This window comes from Paenibacillus bouchesdurhonensis (assembly GCF_900155685.1).
Taxonomy (GTDB): domain Bacteria; phylum Bacillota; class Bacilli; order Paenibacillales; family Paenibacillaceae; genus Fontibacillus; species Fontibacillus bouchesdurhonensis.
Map to the genome: position 1 here is coordinate 2494426 of NZ_LT732548.1, position 15083 is coordinate 2509508.

15 protein-coding genes and 1 riboswitch are annotated in these 15083 nt (G+C 44.8%); of the genes, 7 read left to right on the forward strand and 8 right to left on the reverse strand.

Annotated elements, in window-relative coordinates; all coding sequences use genetic code 11:
- Positions 1–70 precede the first annotated feature (70 nt).
- The 8 genes from CZ379_RS15480 to CZ379_RS15515 all read right to left on the reverse strand — a co-directional run bounded on the left by CZ379_RS15480 (position 71) and on the right by CZ379_RS15515 (position 7428).
- Positions 71–829: a phage tail tape measure protein gene (locus CZ379_RS15480; protein ID WP_110932435.1), complete on the reverse strand. Its 759-nt coding sequence runs from the start codon at positions 827–829 to the stop codon at positions 71–73.
- A 60-nt stretch (positions 830–889) separates the two neighbouring features.
- Positions 890–1318, reverse strand: coding sequence for a hypothetical protein (locus CZ379_RS15485; RefSeq protein WP_110932436.1), 429 nt, complete (start codon positions 1316–1318; stop codon positions 890–892).
- Between the two features lie 6 nt (positions 1319–1324).
- Positions 1325–1924: a hypothetical protein gene (locus tag CZ379_RS15490; protein WP_110932437.1), complete on the reverse strand. Its 600-nt coding sequence runs from the start codon at positions 1922–1924 to the stop codon at positions 1325–1327.
- A gap of 160 nt (positions 1925–2084) precedes the next feature.
- Positions 2085–2879, reverse strand: a complete 795-nt coding sequence (locus CZ379_RS15495; RefSeq protein ID WP_110932438.1) for a hypothetical protein — start codon at positions 2877–2879, stop codon at positions 2085–2087.
- 13 nt (positions 2880–2892) lie between these two features.
- Positions 2893–3618, reverse strand: a complete 726-nt coding sequence (locus tag CZ379_RS15500; RefSeq protein ID WP_199925628.1) for a hypothetical protein — start codon at positions 3616–3618, stop codon at positions 2893–2895.
- A 156-nt stretch (positions 3619–3774) separates the two neighbouring features.
- A complete protein-coding gene (locus CZ379_RS15505) occupies positions 3775–4542 on the reverse strand; it encodes a hypothetical protein (protein WP_110932440.1) in 768 nt (255 codons plus the stop codon).
- Positions 4539–7283, reverse strand: a complete 2745-nt coding sequence (locus tag CZ379_RS15510; RefSeq protein ID WP_110932441.1) for an RNA dependent RNA polymerase — start codon at positions 7281–7283, stop codon at positions 4539–4541. Before CZ379_RS15510 ends, CZ379_RS15505 begins: the two co-directional genes overlap by 4 nt.
- A complete protein-coding gene (locus CZ379_RS15515; RefSeq protein WP_110932442.1) occupies positions 7246–7428 on the reverse strand; it encodes a hypothetical protein in 183 nt (60 codons plus the stop codon). The genes CZ379_RS15510 and CZ379_RS15515 overlap by 38 nt, the downstream gene beginning before the upstream one ends.
- A gap of 1118 nt (positions 7429–8546) precedes the next feature.
- Positions 8547–8722, forward strand: a riboswitch (FMN riboswitch).
- Positions 8723–9058: 336 nt separating this feature from the next.
- On the opposite strand from CZ379_RS15515, the gene ribD reads away from it, so the two are divergent.
- From ribD to CZ379_RS15555, 7 genes are all read left to right on the forward strand, one after another.
- The gene (gene ribD, locus CZ379_RS15525; protein WP_110932444.1) at positions 9059–10165 is read left to right on the forward strand and encodes a bifunctional diaminohydroxyphosphoribosylaminopyrimidine deaminase/5-amino-6-(5-phosphoribosylamino)uracil reductase RibD; all 1107 of its coding nucleotides are present in this window, start codon (positions 9059–9061) and stop codon (positions 10163–10165) included.
- Positions 10166–10266: 101 nt separating this feature from the next.
- Positions 10267–10944 carry a riboflavin synthase gene (locus tag CZ379_RS15530; protein WP_110932445.1) on the forward strand — a complete coding sequence of 226 codons (678 nt, stop codon included), beginning with the start codon at positions 10267–10269 and terminating at the stop codon, positions 10942–10944.
- A gap of 50 nt (positions 10945–10994) precedes the next feature.
- Positions 10995–12233: a bifunctional 3,4-dihydroxy-2-butanone-4-phosphate synthase/GTP cyclohydrolase II gene (locus CZ379_RS15535; protein ID WP_110932446.1), complete on the forward strand. Its 1239-nt coding sequence runs from the start codon at positions 10995–10997 to the stop codon at positions 12231–12233.
- 62 nt (positions 12234–12295) lie between these two features.
- Complete coding sequence (ribH, locus tag CZ379_RS15540) at positions 12296–12763, forward strand: 6,7-dimethyl-8-ribityllumazine synthase (RefSeq protein ID WP_110932447.1); 468 nt, start codon at positions 12296–12298, stop codon at positions 12761–12763.
- Positions 12764–12870: 107 nt separating this feature from the next.
- Positions 12871–13668: a segregation and condensation protein A gene (locus CZ379_RS15545; protein ID WP_110932448.1), complete on the forward strand. Its 798-nt coding sequence runs from the start codon at positions 12871–12873 to the stop codon at positions 13666–13668.
- Positions 13637–14242, forward strand: coding sequence for an SMC-Scp complex subunit ScpB (gene scpB, locus CZ379_RS15550; RefSeq protein WP_110932449.1), 606 nt, complete (start codon positions 13637–13639; stop codon positions 14240–14242). Before CZ379_RS15545 ends, scpB begins: the two co-directional genes overlap by 32 nt.
- Positions 14243–14325: 83 nt before the next feature.
- On the forward strand, positions 14326–15033 hold the full coding sequence (locus CZ379_RS15555; protein ID WP_110932450.1) for a DUF2953 domain-containing protein: 708 nt from the start codon (positions 14326–14328) through the stop codon (positions 15031–15033).
- Positions 15034–15083: the final 50 nt, after the last annotated feature.

Here is a 15083-nt window from a genome sequence, read left to right on the forward strand (position 1 = left end):
TTGTCGTCCTATTTTTGAAAATAGGAGTTCCAAGTCCATTAGTTGAGATTTTCACTAATCAATCACTTGATCAGGCGGCAACGAGTTTACCGATCACTTCACCACTCTCACGCGTAGCTATGGAAATGGCTGTCGTATCACCGATCAGCTTTTCCATAGAAATTCCATAGTTGCTAGCCGCAGTTCCGGCCTGGGTTAAGCTGCTGGCCAAATCCTGGCTTGTCACGGTGAATTTGTTATCTACCGCGTTAAGCCTGTCGGCAATTAGAATGCTGTCCTTCGCTTCGATATTGAACGCGGACATCGCTGCCATCATGGTCTGGATCGCTTGATCCGAGGTCAGCTCCGAGATGTTTTGAAACAGGGCGGCCGTTTTGGCGAGGGCGAGGGTTTGCTTCTCGTCATAACCCATACGGCCAATATCAATCAGCAGGCCATTGACTGCACCGATGGAATGTCCCAGCTCATTCGCCGTTTGAATGCTTCCACGCAGCATGCTTTTGAAATCCGTTCCTTCGTTCATGACCCGCTTGAGCTGCGTGATTTGCGTATCGACCTCAAGAATGGTTTTAACAATATCCTGCATGCCTTGCTTCAGGAGAGCCTTGTTACTTTTAATGAAAGTTTGGGTTTGTTTGTAAACGGATTTTAGTGCTTGGCCAAAGCTTTTACCGACCTTATCATTTTCTTGCTTGTCGATTTCGATGGTAATTTTGATCTTCTTCAAAGAAGGGTTCTTTTCGATATTTTTTATAGCTTTATTCAGCGCGGTGATCGACGGGCTTATGTTGATATCTGCCGTAATTAGAATCTTCGTATCATTTGCCATGTTCTCACTCCTTTACATAAAAAAACGACCAATCGATGGCCATTTTTTACAAACGGTATATTAAATTTCGTCCAGATTGAGTACTTCAAACTTTGAAGCTAAAGCATCGTATTTGAACTGATCGTCACCTTCGAACTCCAGACCGCAATGCAGCACGGAGTAGGCAACGCTCTTGAGCATGTTTCGGTTGTTGTCCGTAACCTCAATGAGAAATTCCTCATTCAGCAGGGGGGCAAGGGAGGTTTGGAACGCATTCAGATCTTTGATATTGTAACGCTGGATCTCGCCCTCTGTAATAATTTCCGGTTGACCATCGTCGTCCAGTACACAGTGCTCCATCACGAGGTCAAAATATTCTTCCTTATATTGCTGAAAGCGCTCTGCCAATATTTTAATGAAGCGGGTTCTCATGCGTGAGCTAGAATCGATCAATTTCAGACGATATAAAAAAGAGAGGACATATTCCAGTTCATGTATGAAAAATTTCAAAGCGAGTCACTCCTTTGGCTTTTGGTTATTCTGGTTCAGAAGATTATTAATGACATCTTTATTTTCTAAATTCGCATTTTCGATGTAATCCCACAGTTCGCTTTGCAGCTCTTTGTTGTTTTGAACCATTTCCTCGTACATGGAGAACTTTTTCCAAATACGAGAATAAATTTTTTGAATTTCTGTTTTGTCAAAATGCTCAAAAATGGTCTCGGCCAGCTCACTGTCCAGCATTTTATTGAAGATATTGATTTTCTCCTCAAAGGAATAGTCCGTCCGTTCTGTTAAGGTAGAGAAGAATAACAGGATATGGAGACTTAAATAATCCATCAATTTGCTTTCTTTCATTTCCGGAAATCTGCGATTATATTCCGTGATAAATTCGGAGAAACTAACAAGCATTTCATCGATTTGCGTGGGTCTGAAGCAGGCATACACTTCCGTATAACGACCATCTTCAAAGCTGACCCGGTGGAGCTGCTCGTATTTATCAACATCCTGAATTAATGTATCCAATGTTAGTTTCGTATTTTTTATTTTATTCGCTTTCGTGGATTTTTTACTGCTAGCTGTTGCTTTGGTCTCTTCAGTAGTTTTGGTCGACATATCAATCATCTCCTAGGTTCGTATTCTGCTTACGCAGGTATTAATATCATAAGAATGTGATGAGCTGGTTTCTTTTCATCTGAAAATGAGCAAAGGGACGCATTCACTAGCTTTAAGATAAGAAGAAAGAAGGGAGGAGGGGAGAACCCCTCCTCAATCCTTACGCCAAATCTTCCTCATCATAAATCCGCATTACGTACAGATCGTGCGAGTCGGCTGGCTTCAACGCCTCCATCGGAATATCAAGTGGAGAAGGTTCTCCATCTGGCTGCATATTGAGGTTCCAGTTATCTTCGATCTTTGCATTGTCGACCGTAATTTGTGCTGCATAGTCCTTTTGAAGGTGATAGTCGCGCACCAATACGTCGAGCACGAGCTTGAAGCTGCCAGCGAATTTATCGGACGATGCACGAATTTCCTTCGTATCTGGACTTGCCGCTGTTTCGTAGTAAACGATGATTTTGCTTTGATCCGGAATTTCACCGCTCGCGAAGGAAATGGCTTTGCCGCTTACGGTATAGCTGTCCGCGGCTGGTGCCGAGGCAACGTATTCAAAGGCTTCGCCCACCGTTCCGTCCGCATGGAGCAGGTTTACACTCACCAGCGCTCCGCTGCTTGCCGGCGTATATGTAAGTGTAGCGGTATCTCCATTCACCACGCATACTTCATTTTTAATGACATTCTTCGCACTGGAAGTGACTTCGTTGCCGAGCAGCATGCCCAGCATTTCGTTGGAGAACAGGGCATCCTGCAGCACGAATCTTGCAGAACGACCGCCGGAGAATCCGACCAACTTAGGATTGCCGCTTCCGCCAACGGCATATACCGTTTCTGCGGTGTTCTCAATGTTAGACATTTTCAGCGTGTCGATTTTAACTTTCAGCTTTCCTGTTTCGATATCGAAAAATGATGCTGTTGCAACATCCCGTACTGCCCATCTATTTGTAACTGCCATAAAAAAATTCCTCCTAATAAATAATTTTTGTCCAATTGATTTCTTGCATATTAATCTTTTTTGCATCGATGTTGCCGGTATAAATACCAGTGACAACACTGTTGTAATGATCGATATTTTCAAGCCGGTAATAGCCGTCATAGAACTGGTAAATGCTCAGCTCAAAAATATTATTAATATTAATGCCGCTAGTCGATTTCCAGGATAGGCCCGATATGATGCTGTGCAAATTGATAACTGGCCTCTTGGCCGGCTTGTTCGCTTTGCCCTTCATCAGCTTCTCGATCATTTCCCTGGCTTTGGAATTGCCAGGATTATAGTCTTCCTCATCGTTGGTCAACTCTGCCTTGTTCGCTATTTTTACAATCTCTTGGAAGCGATGAAAATTTCCTTCGTGAAGAGTCAGCCCATCCCCTAAGTCAAAATAAGGAACGCCCTCCATCTCTACAAGCTCGATTTCCTTATGTAATAGAAGTCTGATCCCGTTAGAAAACGAATTTCGGAAGTGATCGTCCTGCATGAAAAAATAACACGCCAGCACAAATGCTGATTCCATTATTGTTCCCAAGCCGGATATCCGCGACTTGTCAAACAAAAGAGACGACAGTGCCTCGATGTAGTTGCTGTAGCCCAGCTTGATGACATCTCTCAGCTTCGGTGAGCGAATATAACCGATATCCGCGACAAACACGGGTTCATTTGCCAGCAAAGTCAGATGAATATCTTCTTCCTGGGTCATTTCGGCTGCTCCACCCATTCCGGTTGATTCATAGTTAAGCACCTCCTTAAAAGTAAAATATTTATTTAAAAGGAATATTCCAATTCCTATCACTAATACAAATTGGGGGGGATACCGTCAAAGTCTTGATGTATCAATGGTTAAGAGAGTTTTCCATCACTTCACGAACATATGTTCCCTTATTTTCTTCATGCTATTCCGCTGCCATTCCTTTTGTTTTATCCTGGAGCATTCGCTGCAGTACTTCTTGCGATTAGAGGTTTGGCGAAGCAGGATCCCGCAGGTACTGCAGCTCATGATCTTATCGCCGCGCCACTCCAGGTAGAGATAAATGTAATTTCTGAAATCTCTCACAATGATTCCTGCTGCGTCCTGATCATTCGCAAACAAAACTCTTTTGCTCAACTTTTTAGTGTTCAAGGTTGGTTCAATCATGCCAAGCGTCATGAGGTCATTGACGAGCAGCCCCTGCTTCACGCTATTCGCCGTGACCTTGGCATCTTTAAATATGTCGCTTCGCGGAGTGTTTACCCAATAGGAGTCATTGCCGTTCATCTTGTTGAAAATTTTGCCGTACACCAAGTAGACAAAGGCCAACTTTTCATGAACCAGACTATTCAATCCCCTGATGTATTCCAGTTCTTTGGCGGTAATGACGACTTCCTTGATTTCCAAGAGTGAATGATCTTGTTTTTCAATCGTTTTGACCCATCGGTCTAACGTATCCTGCCACTTGACGCTGTTGAAATGCGGATAATGGTTCTGCATAAACAGTTCGATTGCATCACGAGCTTCCAGTCGATTCATACCAAGCGAATAGTAATGTTTGATTAGACTTATCAGTGTTTTAGAAACTTTTTGATGGATAAAACCTTCTGTCAGCGCCTGTTGAACCAGCTCTTTTTCGTTAATGATCAATTTCATGCGGGCTTCAGCTCCTTATCATCAGAATCTTTTAGATTTACGGTTTCCAAGGAAAATAAGCTTCCTCCGAAGGAAATGCTGCCATACCGATCCAATTGCGGAAAAGTGATAGTATGACCCTTTTTCTCAAGCAGATTCACTAGAATCTGGTCGCTGCAAATATCCCAAACGATTTGTTTGGTCGTGTTTTTGCTGTAGCACAGATCTAGTAATATATTGCACGCATCTTCTGTATTGCTGCATTTTTCATATACGTCAAGCTTTAAGGCTTGTATGAACATCATTCTGGCGGACTGTGCTTCATCTTCCGTCATTCTAGTTTTTCTTGCAGAGAGAGCATGGCTTTTGACGCTTTCCTGATATCTCTCCAGTACCTCGGATAATTGCTGATAGATTCTTCGGGAGTAAGGCTTTGCTGTTTTGTAAATGCTGTAGTCAAATTCTGTATTTGAAACGGTATTCCTCGTGCGATCAAATACATCCTCAACCATCCAGCACAGCCGGTTCATGACGGACTTGCTGATGGAGAGAGGCATATAGCTATAGTAATTTTGTACAAATAATTGCTCGTCATCAGTTTGTTCTTCTTTGGCGATCAGCTCGCTAAGGCTGATTCTGAATCTTTCTATGCAATTCATTTCATAGGCTTTGATATGGCTGCGATATTGTTTTTGCAGCTCGGGATAGATGTAACCGAAAAAATAGGGCTTCCTATCAGCCAGAATACGCAGATTCATCTCCCGATCCTTTGAGGCGTCGGCAGCATGCCGGTCATACCATTCTTTGGGCATGTCCTTGCTATTAATACCTTTCGTTTTATCAATTGCGTTCTGCTGATAATTTTGGCCGCATTGAATGCGGTAGGTTAATGTTTTGTATTCTTTGCTGTCTTTGTGAAACTTGGCGCGGACATCGAACATGGACGTAATTCGGTTCGTGACTTTACCGATTTCGTCGCCGAAGCTGTTTTTGTTCGCTAGGATTGCATCTTCTTCGGTTACGATTTTTTTCTCGGCGATTTTTTGGACGCATACGATGGCAGGCAGTTTCTCGATGCAATCCAGCAGCACCTTGTTATTAGTAGTAAGAACGGCATCACCGTCCTTGTCCGCTCCGTTCAGAGCATGGGTGGTGGTATCCCATGAGTTAAAAATCGTGATCGTATTCATATATTTGTACCAGTAGTTCATTTCCGGTGTGTCTTCCAATTGCAAAATTCGTATATTTTCTGCACAGGTCATCGGCGCCCTGAAGCAGGCGACCTGGCTGACATTTCTATCATTCCAGTATTTTGAATAGAAGGAACCTGCATGGAGCAGCCCCGTAACCTCCATCCCGAACATGCTCTGGCATAGGCTGAAGGGGTCACCGGAAATGGTGGAGAAGTTGCCGGCTACTTTTACTACGCCAACCTTGGCGTCGTTAATTTTTTTCTTAATCATTCCGTATATTTTATTCCTTATGAACGGGTCATGAATAACGCTTGGATCAGCCATAAGGGCTTTGGAGAAATCATTGCCTTGCTTGTGAAAAGTATGCGCTGTAATATCTTTGCCGTTTAAAAATAACATGCTTTTATAGGGATCCAGTCCTAAAATATCACGGATCTCATTCAGCGTCGGCGTAATTAGCGCTCGGATTTGCCCGTCGGACAGATCCAGGGCTTGAATAAACTGGTAATTGAGGTTTCGTTCATCCTCCAGCGTTTCCGGCGTCATTTTGGTTACGCTGAAGGAATAATTGTTTTGTTGGCAGTTTTGGATATAGTGCTCCAGATGATCATAGGAATCCCATAGCTTAAGCATGGAGGCTGTCAGTACGATCTCTGCTTGTCGAATGTCTCTTTCATGTCCCCAAACATCTTTTACAATATAGCTTCCAGCTATTTGCTCCGCGAAAGCGTGGAAATCGAACGTAAAGAGCATGCCTTTCGCAAAAGCATTTCTGATGCAAAAGCCGCTCGGAATATAATTTCCCCCCAGCTGCTTGGCCCATTTTTCGCTAAGAGAAGGGAGGATCAGTCCGTAACCATCGCTTTCGTTCAGCTTGATGCCGTAATTTTCTTTGTGTCTCATCTTTGGAAACTTCTTCGTGACCGAATCGTCAATTTCAATGACATGACTGAGGAACGAGGTCTCGCAATCATTTACGACCACAATTCCACTAGGATGCGGCACCGGTGTGCTCGTACTGCACACTAGAGATTTGTAAGCTTCAAGTCTGGCAGGGACAAATGGTTTGTTCATATTCCTGCCGTTATCAATCCTTTTGATTAACTCGTCGTAAATGTCATAGTTCACGAAGACGACGGTACTATTCTTTGCTCCGCTTGTTGTTGCTAGCAATCTTCTATATTTTATTCCATTGATATAAAAGCCTTTTTTACTATTTAAGCGGTCATAGTCCTGATTGTTGTCAATAACGACACTCAGGTAACTGGAAATAAATGAGGCTTCGTATAATTCTTTATACAAAGCTCTAACCTTGTTTTTATTGGCAGCGATATTATCTTTCATTTTTAAAGATTGAATGTTATTCCTGATGCTTAATATGTACTGATCTTGATTTTCTTGTTGTTCTATTTCCGATATGAAACGTAATGCCGTGCTATCTGCCAATGTTACGATCTCTTCGTTTCTCATCGCTTCTTCAATCGAGAGAGTGAGATTCCATTTGGCTTTTCGAAGCCTGGAGGAGCGAATTTTAAATATGTATTTTAAGGACGCTGAATGTTTGGACAATAAAATTACCTCCCGCAGTATAACGATCCTCTGCACCAATAATAATGATTTCCTGCATGTCGTCGTCAAAGATTTCGGTTCTTTCGTCGATTTCACCGTCGTAGTAAAGATCTTGCCAACTTAATCTGGAATGTCCGCTTTTCATCCAGTCACCTCCTTTAGGATGTTACCAAAATGGCATCTTTTAAAAATAAAGCTCGCTACGTATTTTAGGGGTTCTTCTTCATAAAATATAGAGATACCTCCGAAATCCGCATGATATGCTGATTTTCTTGTTGAATTTTCTGCCCAGTCATGTTTTAATATGAATTAATCGATGTTGCCAATAAGGTAATACTAACATGGAATTAATCTGGTGGCAAACAAGCGTTCGTATAATGCCTATTTATAGCTAAGTATTCATTTTTTGAATGAGATTAATATGTTTCCTATAAAATCATTCATGCAGAAGTTGATCGAATACTCGCCAATAGAGAAGGGGATTGCTGAACACTCAAATCTAAGACCAAGTTATATTCATTACGCAAGTCATTATACGCTGGAATCTAGTTGCATCATTAGCAACTACCATTGTCATAAGCTCAGTGTAATCCTTATACCTATTGAAAATAATGGCTTGAAAATGATTGTTACTAGAGATATTCTTTTCCTCAAAGCTCTTAGGCTGTAGTGCGATAAATAAAATAGATTAATGAATAGCGGGTTGGGTATCACTGGGCGGCTAGGAAAGCATTATTCAAAAAATACTAGGTAAAGATAAGGGAATTCATATTATTTAAAATGAGAGGGGGATAATATGTACAGCTGTGTACATTGCGGCAGTATTTACTTAAGAAAATCAGATGCAGATGAGTGTACTGCTAAAGAGGTTGAAACCCCGCTTATTGAAGTGGGCAAGTTATTGGTAGATTACTCATATGACCAGGAAACAATTATACGATGCTTCAGTATGAGAAAGAGGGGACATCACATATCTTATTTGTTCGAATGGCTTGAACCTGAGGACAACGAATGGAAATATGTGTTTACCGTACGCAGCAACAAATGTTTAAAGGATCAGTTTTCCGATCAATTATTAATGGCTAAGGGACAATAGAGTGAATCAAAAAACGTTTATATTTCTAATTTTAGATATAGAATTCGTAAGAAGTTTTGTTCTGCAAGGTGTTCCTTTAGATTAGCGCCTTGCTTTTTATTTTTTTTGATGGTACGATTTTAACGAAGTCATTAGTTATTTTATCACTAACAACTAAATATCATTAACGTTAACTTCGGGGCAGGGTGAAATTCCCTACCGACGGTGATGACTGCTTCACTATTAGGACAGAACCATTGAAGCAAGTACAAGTCCGTGACCCGCATGTACTACATGATAAGCATGCGGCTGAGCCGGTGGGATTCCGGAACCGACAGTATAGTCTGGATGGGAGAAGGAAACGCAGAATATATGACGTATCTAAATACGTGTATATTCAAATTAATCAAAGCATAGCTTCTAAGTTCCAATTTTCACAAAGTGGGTTTAGCGGTTTGTCGGCGAATCCTAGTGAGATTGAGATGCTTGAAGTGTTGGCTGAGTGATGGCGGATTAGGATGCTTGTATCCTTCTACTTCCGCTTTGTTTACTCATATCCGAAACATTGCTTTCATTTTGCGTATCATTACTCTCATTGCCCCATCGGAATTTTTCGATGGGGCTTTTGCATTATCTAATGCACTAATTAGTATGAATAGCGTCTTATTGCAGTTTGTCAATCAACGGAGGTGAAACAGATTTGGAAGTTATTAATGACGAATACTATATGAGGTTGGCGCTGGATATGGCGAATCGATCACAAGGTCAAACCGGGGTTAATCCGGTCGTTGGAGCCGTTGTCGTAAAGGATGGCGAGATCGTCGGGCTCGGCAGCCATTTGAAGCGCGGAACTCCGCATGCCGAGGTTCATGCGCTGAATATGGCCGGTGAAGCGGCTAAAGGAGGCACGGTATACGTCACCCTGGAGCCATGCAGTCATTATGGGGCGACGCCTCCCTGCAGTGAAGGCTTGATCAAGGCAGGCGTAAGCCGCGTCGTTGTCGCCTGTGAAGACCCGAATCCTCAGGTTGCGGGCAGAGGGATCGAGCTGCTGCGGCGCAATGGGATCGAGGTGCAGGTCGGTGTGCTGCGAGATGAAGCGATCAAGCTGAACCGTAAATTTATTAAATACATCACAACGAAAATGCCGTATGTTACGATCAAAACCGCGAGCACGTTAGATGGGAAAATCGCATCTCGAAGCGGGGATAGCAAATGGATCTCTAATGCAGTGGCACGCGAGCGTGTGCATACGATGCGCCATCGCCATGACGGGATCATGGTGGGGGTAGAAACGGTAATCGCGGATGATCCGTCATTAACGACGAGGTTGACGGTTCCCGGAATTTCGCCGATCAGAATCATCGTCGACTCGAAACTCCGGATTCCCGATAATGCGAAAATGCTTCATGACGGCGCGGCCCAAACTATTCTGCTCACGACGGCGCAAGCCTCCGAAGAGAGGCGGAGTTCGCTAACCGAGCGCGGAGTACAAATCATTGTTTGCGGCGAGGGGCCTCAGGTGAATCTTCGTTTCGGTCTAGAGAAGCTTGGAGCGATGGGGGTATCGTCTGTGCTTGTCGAGGGGGGAGGCCGCCTGAATGGCTCACTGCTTCAGGAGCAGCTCGTTGATGAAGTAATTCTATTCCTAGCCCCGAAACTGATTGGCGGCTTGAATGCCCCGGGCAGCTTTGTGTTTGACGGCTTTGAGCTGATGAAGGATGCGGTCACATTAAGCGAGTTATCTGTAGAGCAAATCGAGGACAATGTTTGTATCGCAGGATATCCTGTATGGGACGCCAAGTGAGTGAATCCATGATGGACGTAAATGAAGTAAACGCAGAGCGTGCTCGAATAATCTTTAACCATGGAAATAGCATGGAGTCAGCGTAGAAAGGAGGAGGCCGCATGTTTACTGGACTAGTTGAAGAAGTAGGGGCGATTAAGTCGATTCAAAGCAAAGGCGAAGCTATGTTTATCCGTATAACGGCGAACACGGTGACGCAAGAGATGAAGCTTGGCGACAGCGTGGCTGTCAATGGAGTATGTCTGACGGCTACGCACTTTGACCGTTCATCCTTTACGGTTGATGTTATGCCGCAAACGTTTCGCAACACGAATTTAAGCCAGCTTAGATCGGGCAGCAAAGTGAATCTGGAACGGGCAATGGCCGCGGACGGCCGATTCGGCGGACATATCGTTCAAGGGCACGTGGATGGAGTAGGAACGATTACGGGGATAAAGCAGGATCAGAATGCGGTTGTATTCGAAGTAACTCCTGCGGAGAAATCCTTATTTAAATATATCATTCCCAAAGGCTCCATTACCATCGACGGGATAAGTCTAACGGTAGTCGGCACCGAAGCGAATCGATTCAGCGTATCGATTATCCCCCATACGTTGGCAGAAACTGTTCTTGCCTATAAACGTCAGGGAGATACGGTAAATTTGGAATGTGACATCCTTGGCAAATACGTCGAGCATTTGCTTGCCTTCGGCAAAGGCAATGCGGGCGAGCCGACAGGAGCGGAAGAACCGTCGCCAGGCATTGATATGCCGTTTCTGATGAAGAACGGATTTGCATAAGTCACTTTAATATAACTTTTATAGAATAGCTAAGGGGAGGGACTTGAATCATGAGTGACATTCAATTGGATCGGGTGGAAGAAGCCATTTACGAGCTCATGCGCGGCAAGGTCATTATTGTCGTTGATGATGAGGATCGGGAGAACGAAGGGGATTTCGTCGCGCTCGCCGAGAAGGCGACGCCGGAAGTGATCAATTTCATGATTACTGAAGGGCGCGGGCTAGTCTGTATGCCGATCACGGCGGAAAGAGCAGAAGAGCTGGACTTAAAACCGATGGTTGCGCAAAATACGGATTTTCACGGTACGGCTTTTACCGTATCGATTGATCATAACGATACAACAACAGGAATATCCGCGCATGAACGATCGGTGACTGTGAAAGCAATCATGGATCCGGACGCAAAGCCTGCCGACTTCCGCAGACCGGGGCATATGTTCCCGCTCATAGCGAAGAACGGCGGTGTTCTGCGGCGTGCGGGCCATACGGAAGCAGCGGTTGATTTGGCGCGGATGTGCGGGTCGTATCCGGCAGGGGTCATCTGCGAGGTTATTAAGGAAGACGGGACAATGGCTCGATTGCCCGATCTTGTCAAAATCGCCAAGCAATTCGACTTGAAGCTCATTAGCGTGAAAGATTTGATCCACTACCGGAACGAAAAGGAGAAGCTGGTTACCCGCGAGGTTGAAGTGCGCATGCCTACCGATTATGGCGAATTCCGCGCGATCGCGTATACGAACGATGTAGACTCCAAGGAGCATGTTGCCCTCGTCAAGGGAGAGATTGGCGGCGAAGAACCCGTGCTAGTCCGAGTGCATTCCGAATGCTTGACTGGGGACGTATTCCACTCGCATCGCTGCGATTGCGGCCCGCAATTCGAAGCTTCGCTTAAGCAAATTGAAGAGGCGGGCAACGGCGTTCTGCTGTACATGCGACAAGAAGGACGCGGCATCGGGCTTATTAATAAACTGAAGGCATACAAGCTTCAGGAGCAAGGGCTCGATACGGTGGATGCCAACCTGAAGCTCGGCTTCCCGGCCGACCTGCGGGACTACGGAATCGGTGCTCAAATATTGAAGGATCTCGGAGTCAGCAAGATCCGTCTGCTTACTAACAATCCTCGAAAAATCACCGGACTTGAGGGTTACGGGCTGGAGGTCGTAGAGCGTGTGCCGATCCAGATGAAAGAAAATGAAGACAACAGCAATTATTTGCATACGAAGCAAAAGAAGCTTGGGCATCTACTCAACTTCGATGTTATCGAGCAAAACGAAACAACCCAAAGCTAAGAATAAATATTTTTAATATTCGAAAATAAATTACAACTTACTTTTAATGGAGGAATTGAATTATGGCACAAGTATTTGAAGGTCATCTCGTCTCGGAAGGTTTAAAATATGGCATCGTGGTCGGTCGGTTCAACGAGTTTATTACGAGCAAACTGCTCGGCGGGGCGCTTGATGCTTTGAAGCGTCACGGTGTCAAGGATGAGGAAGTGAACGTAGCTTGGGTTCCGGGAGCTTTTGAAATTCCGTTTGCTGCACAAAAAATGGCCGAAAGCGGCAAGTATGATGCCGTTATTACGCTAGGTACGGTGATTCGAGGTTCAACTTCTCACTATGATTACGTATGTAACGAAGTGGCTAAAGGAGTAGCGGCGATCGGCCTGAAGACAGGTGTCCCAACGATCTTTGGCGTCGTGACGACGGAGAACATTGAGCAGGCAATCGAACGCGCGGGCACTAAGGCAGGGAATAAAGGCTGGGATGCAGCAATGGCTGCCATCGAAATGGCTAACTTGACGAATTTGCTAAAATAGTGCTTATTTAATGTAGTACCCTTTTTTAGGGTACTGCATTTTTTATTTAATTCGCGTGTTCAGAAGGGAAGCCTTTTGAGCTGCCTCTAACGGGTGGAGGATGTCCATTGACGACAGTAACCTATAAGCTGGATACCTTTGAGGGTCCGCTGGATCTGCTGCTGCATCTGATCGATAAGGCAGAGGTCGATATATATCAAATTTCAGTAAGTGAAATCACCGATCAATATCTGGAGTACTTGGATAATATGCAGGAGCTGGAGCTGGAAATTACGAGCGAGTTTTTGGTGATGGCTGCGACGCTGCTATCTATTAAAAGCAAACAGCTTCTTCCTAAACCGCCAGTAATTGAATTCGATGATGAATTCGATTATTTGATGGAGGACGAGGAGGATCCGCGGGACGAGCTGATTCGCAAGCTGATCGAGTATCGCAAATACAAGGGGATTGCCGAGCATTTGCATGAGCGGGAATGGGAGCGGAGCCTAATCTTTACGAAAGAGGCCGAGGATTTGACCCCTTTCATGCCTGAGGTCATTGAGAATCCGGTCAAAGGTCTTCATGCGGCCGACTTGATTGCTATGTTTCAGAAGGCGCTGCGCCGCGCCGTAAAACGCAGCTCCGTCGCCCGCATCCATCGCGACGAAATTTCCGTCAAGGATCGGATTCGCGATGTCGTTTCTTCGCTGGAGCGCATGGGGAAAGGCGGCAGGCTGTTATTTTCCAAGCTGCTGCATCCGGATATGTACCGGCATGAGATCGTTGTAACCTTTCTGGCAATTTTAGAACTAATGAAAATGAAGCAAATCGTTTGTTATCAGAACAAGCTGTTTGATGATATTGTTATGGAGTGGAGAGGGGAAGTAAAGGCAGATGAATTATCGGGACTTGAAATCGATTATTGAAGGATTGCTGTTTTTGGCCGGAGAGGAAGGCCTCAGTGTAAAGCAGCTTGCAGAAGTCACCGAGCAGCGTCAAGACATCATTACCGATGCTCTGTTGGATATGAAGTCATCGTTTGAAAGGGAGGAGCGAGGGCTGCAAATAGTTCAGCTTGCGGGAACGTATCAGTTGGCTACTTTGCCGGAGCATGCTCCGTTTTTCGAAAGACTGGCTTACTCGCCGTCCCGTTCTTCTTTGTCTCAAGCGGCGCTGGAAACGTTATCCATTATTGCCTATCGTCAGCCGATTACTCGAATTGAAGTGGAAGAGATCCGCGGGGTCAAATCGGAGCGGGCGATTCATACACTGGTGAATAAGGACTTGATTCAAGAGGTAGGACGCGCCGAGGCAATTGGTCGGCCGATTTTATATGGAACAACGGCGGCTTTTTTGGATTATTTCGGACTTGGCAGCCTGGAGGAGCTGCCGGAGCTGACCGAGTTCGAAAGTACCGAGCAACTGGAGGAAGAGACGCAGCTTTTATTCCAGAAGCTGGAGGAGCAGCAGCTTACATTTGACGATGTAAATGAGGATTAGCTCTTCGAAAAACGAATTATTTCCTTTTTTTGAAGCCATACTATTTCAAGATGTTCATTTGAATTGGTATGGAGGGCTTTCCTGTGTGGATTTGGCTCGGAGTCATCCTGATCCTGTTACTTGTACTCATCGCTGTTGTCATTATCTTGTTATCTCCGATCAAGTTCCACTTGGTTGCCCGTAAAGTAGATCAGCACGAAACAGTTCAGCTTGAGGTGACGATGCTCTACGGGTTGGCTCGGCTTCGCTACGAAATTCCTTCCATCATATTCAAAAATATGAAAGAAGGTTTTAAAGTGGAGCAGCAGAGCGCGAATAACCTATTGTCAGGTCGGACGTCGAGCAGCGAGCAGGATGTCAATAAGGATAAAGTTCGCATATGGTCAGAGCAATTTTATGATTTGCTGCGAGCAACCAAGGGACTTAAGAAGTGGATGACAAGTACGTTGAAGCATATTTCCTTCAATAAGCTGGATTGGTCTACAAATGTGGCTTTATCGGATGCAGCCTATACGGCAACTTTATCGGGGGCCTTGTGGGGCGTAAAAACAACCTTCATTGGTTGGCTGTCATGCTACATACGTTTAAAGCAAAGACCGAGGCTGTTCGTTGTGCCGGTTTTTGGCAAGCCGCCGTTATTTGCAACCGAAATGGAGTTGAATGGAGAAATGCGCTGCGGACCCGCGCTGTATGCGGGATTCGTGCTTATGGTTCGCGTATTAAAAGTTAAAGGCGGATTCAAAAAATGGCTTAGCATCGCCGCCAAAGGGCAGAAGAAGGGGAGCTCGTGATCTTTAGAAAGATCAGCGTGCTCCTTTTTGTTCTTTATACCGCGCATATT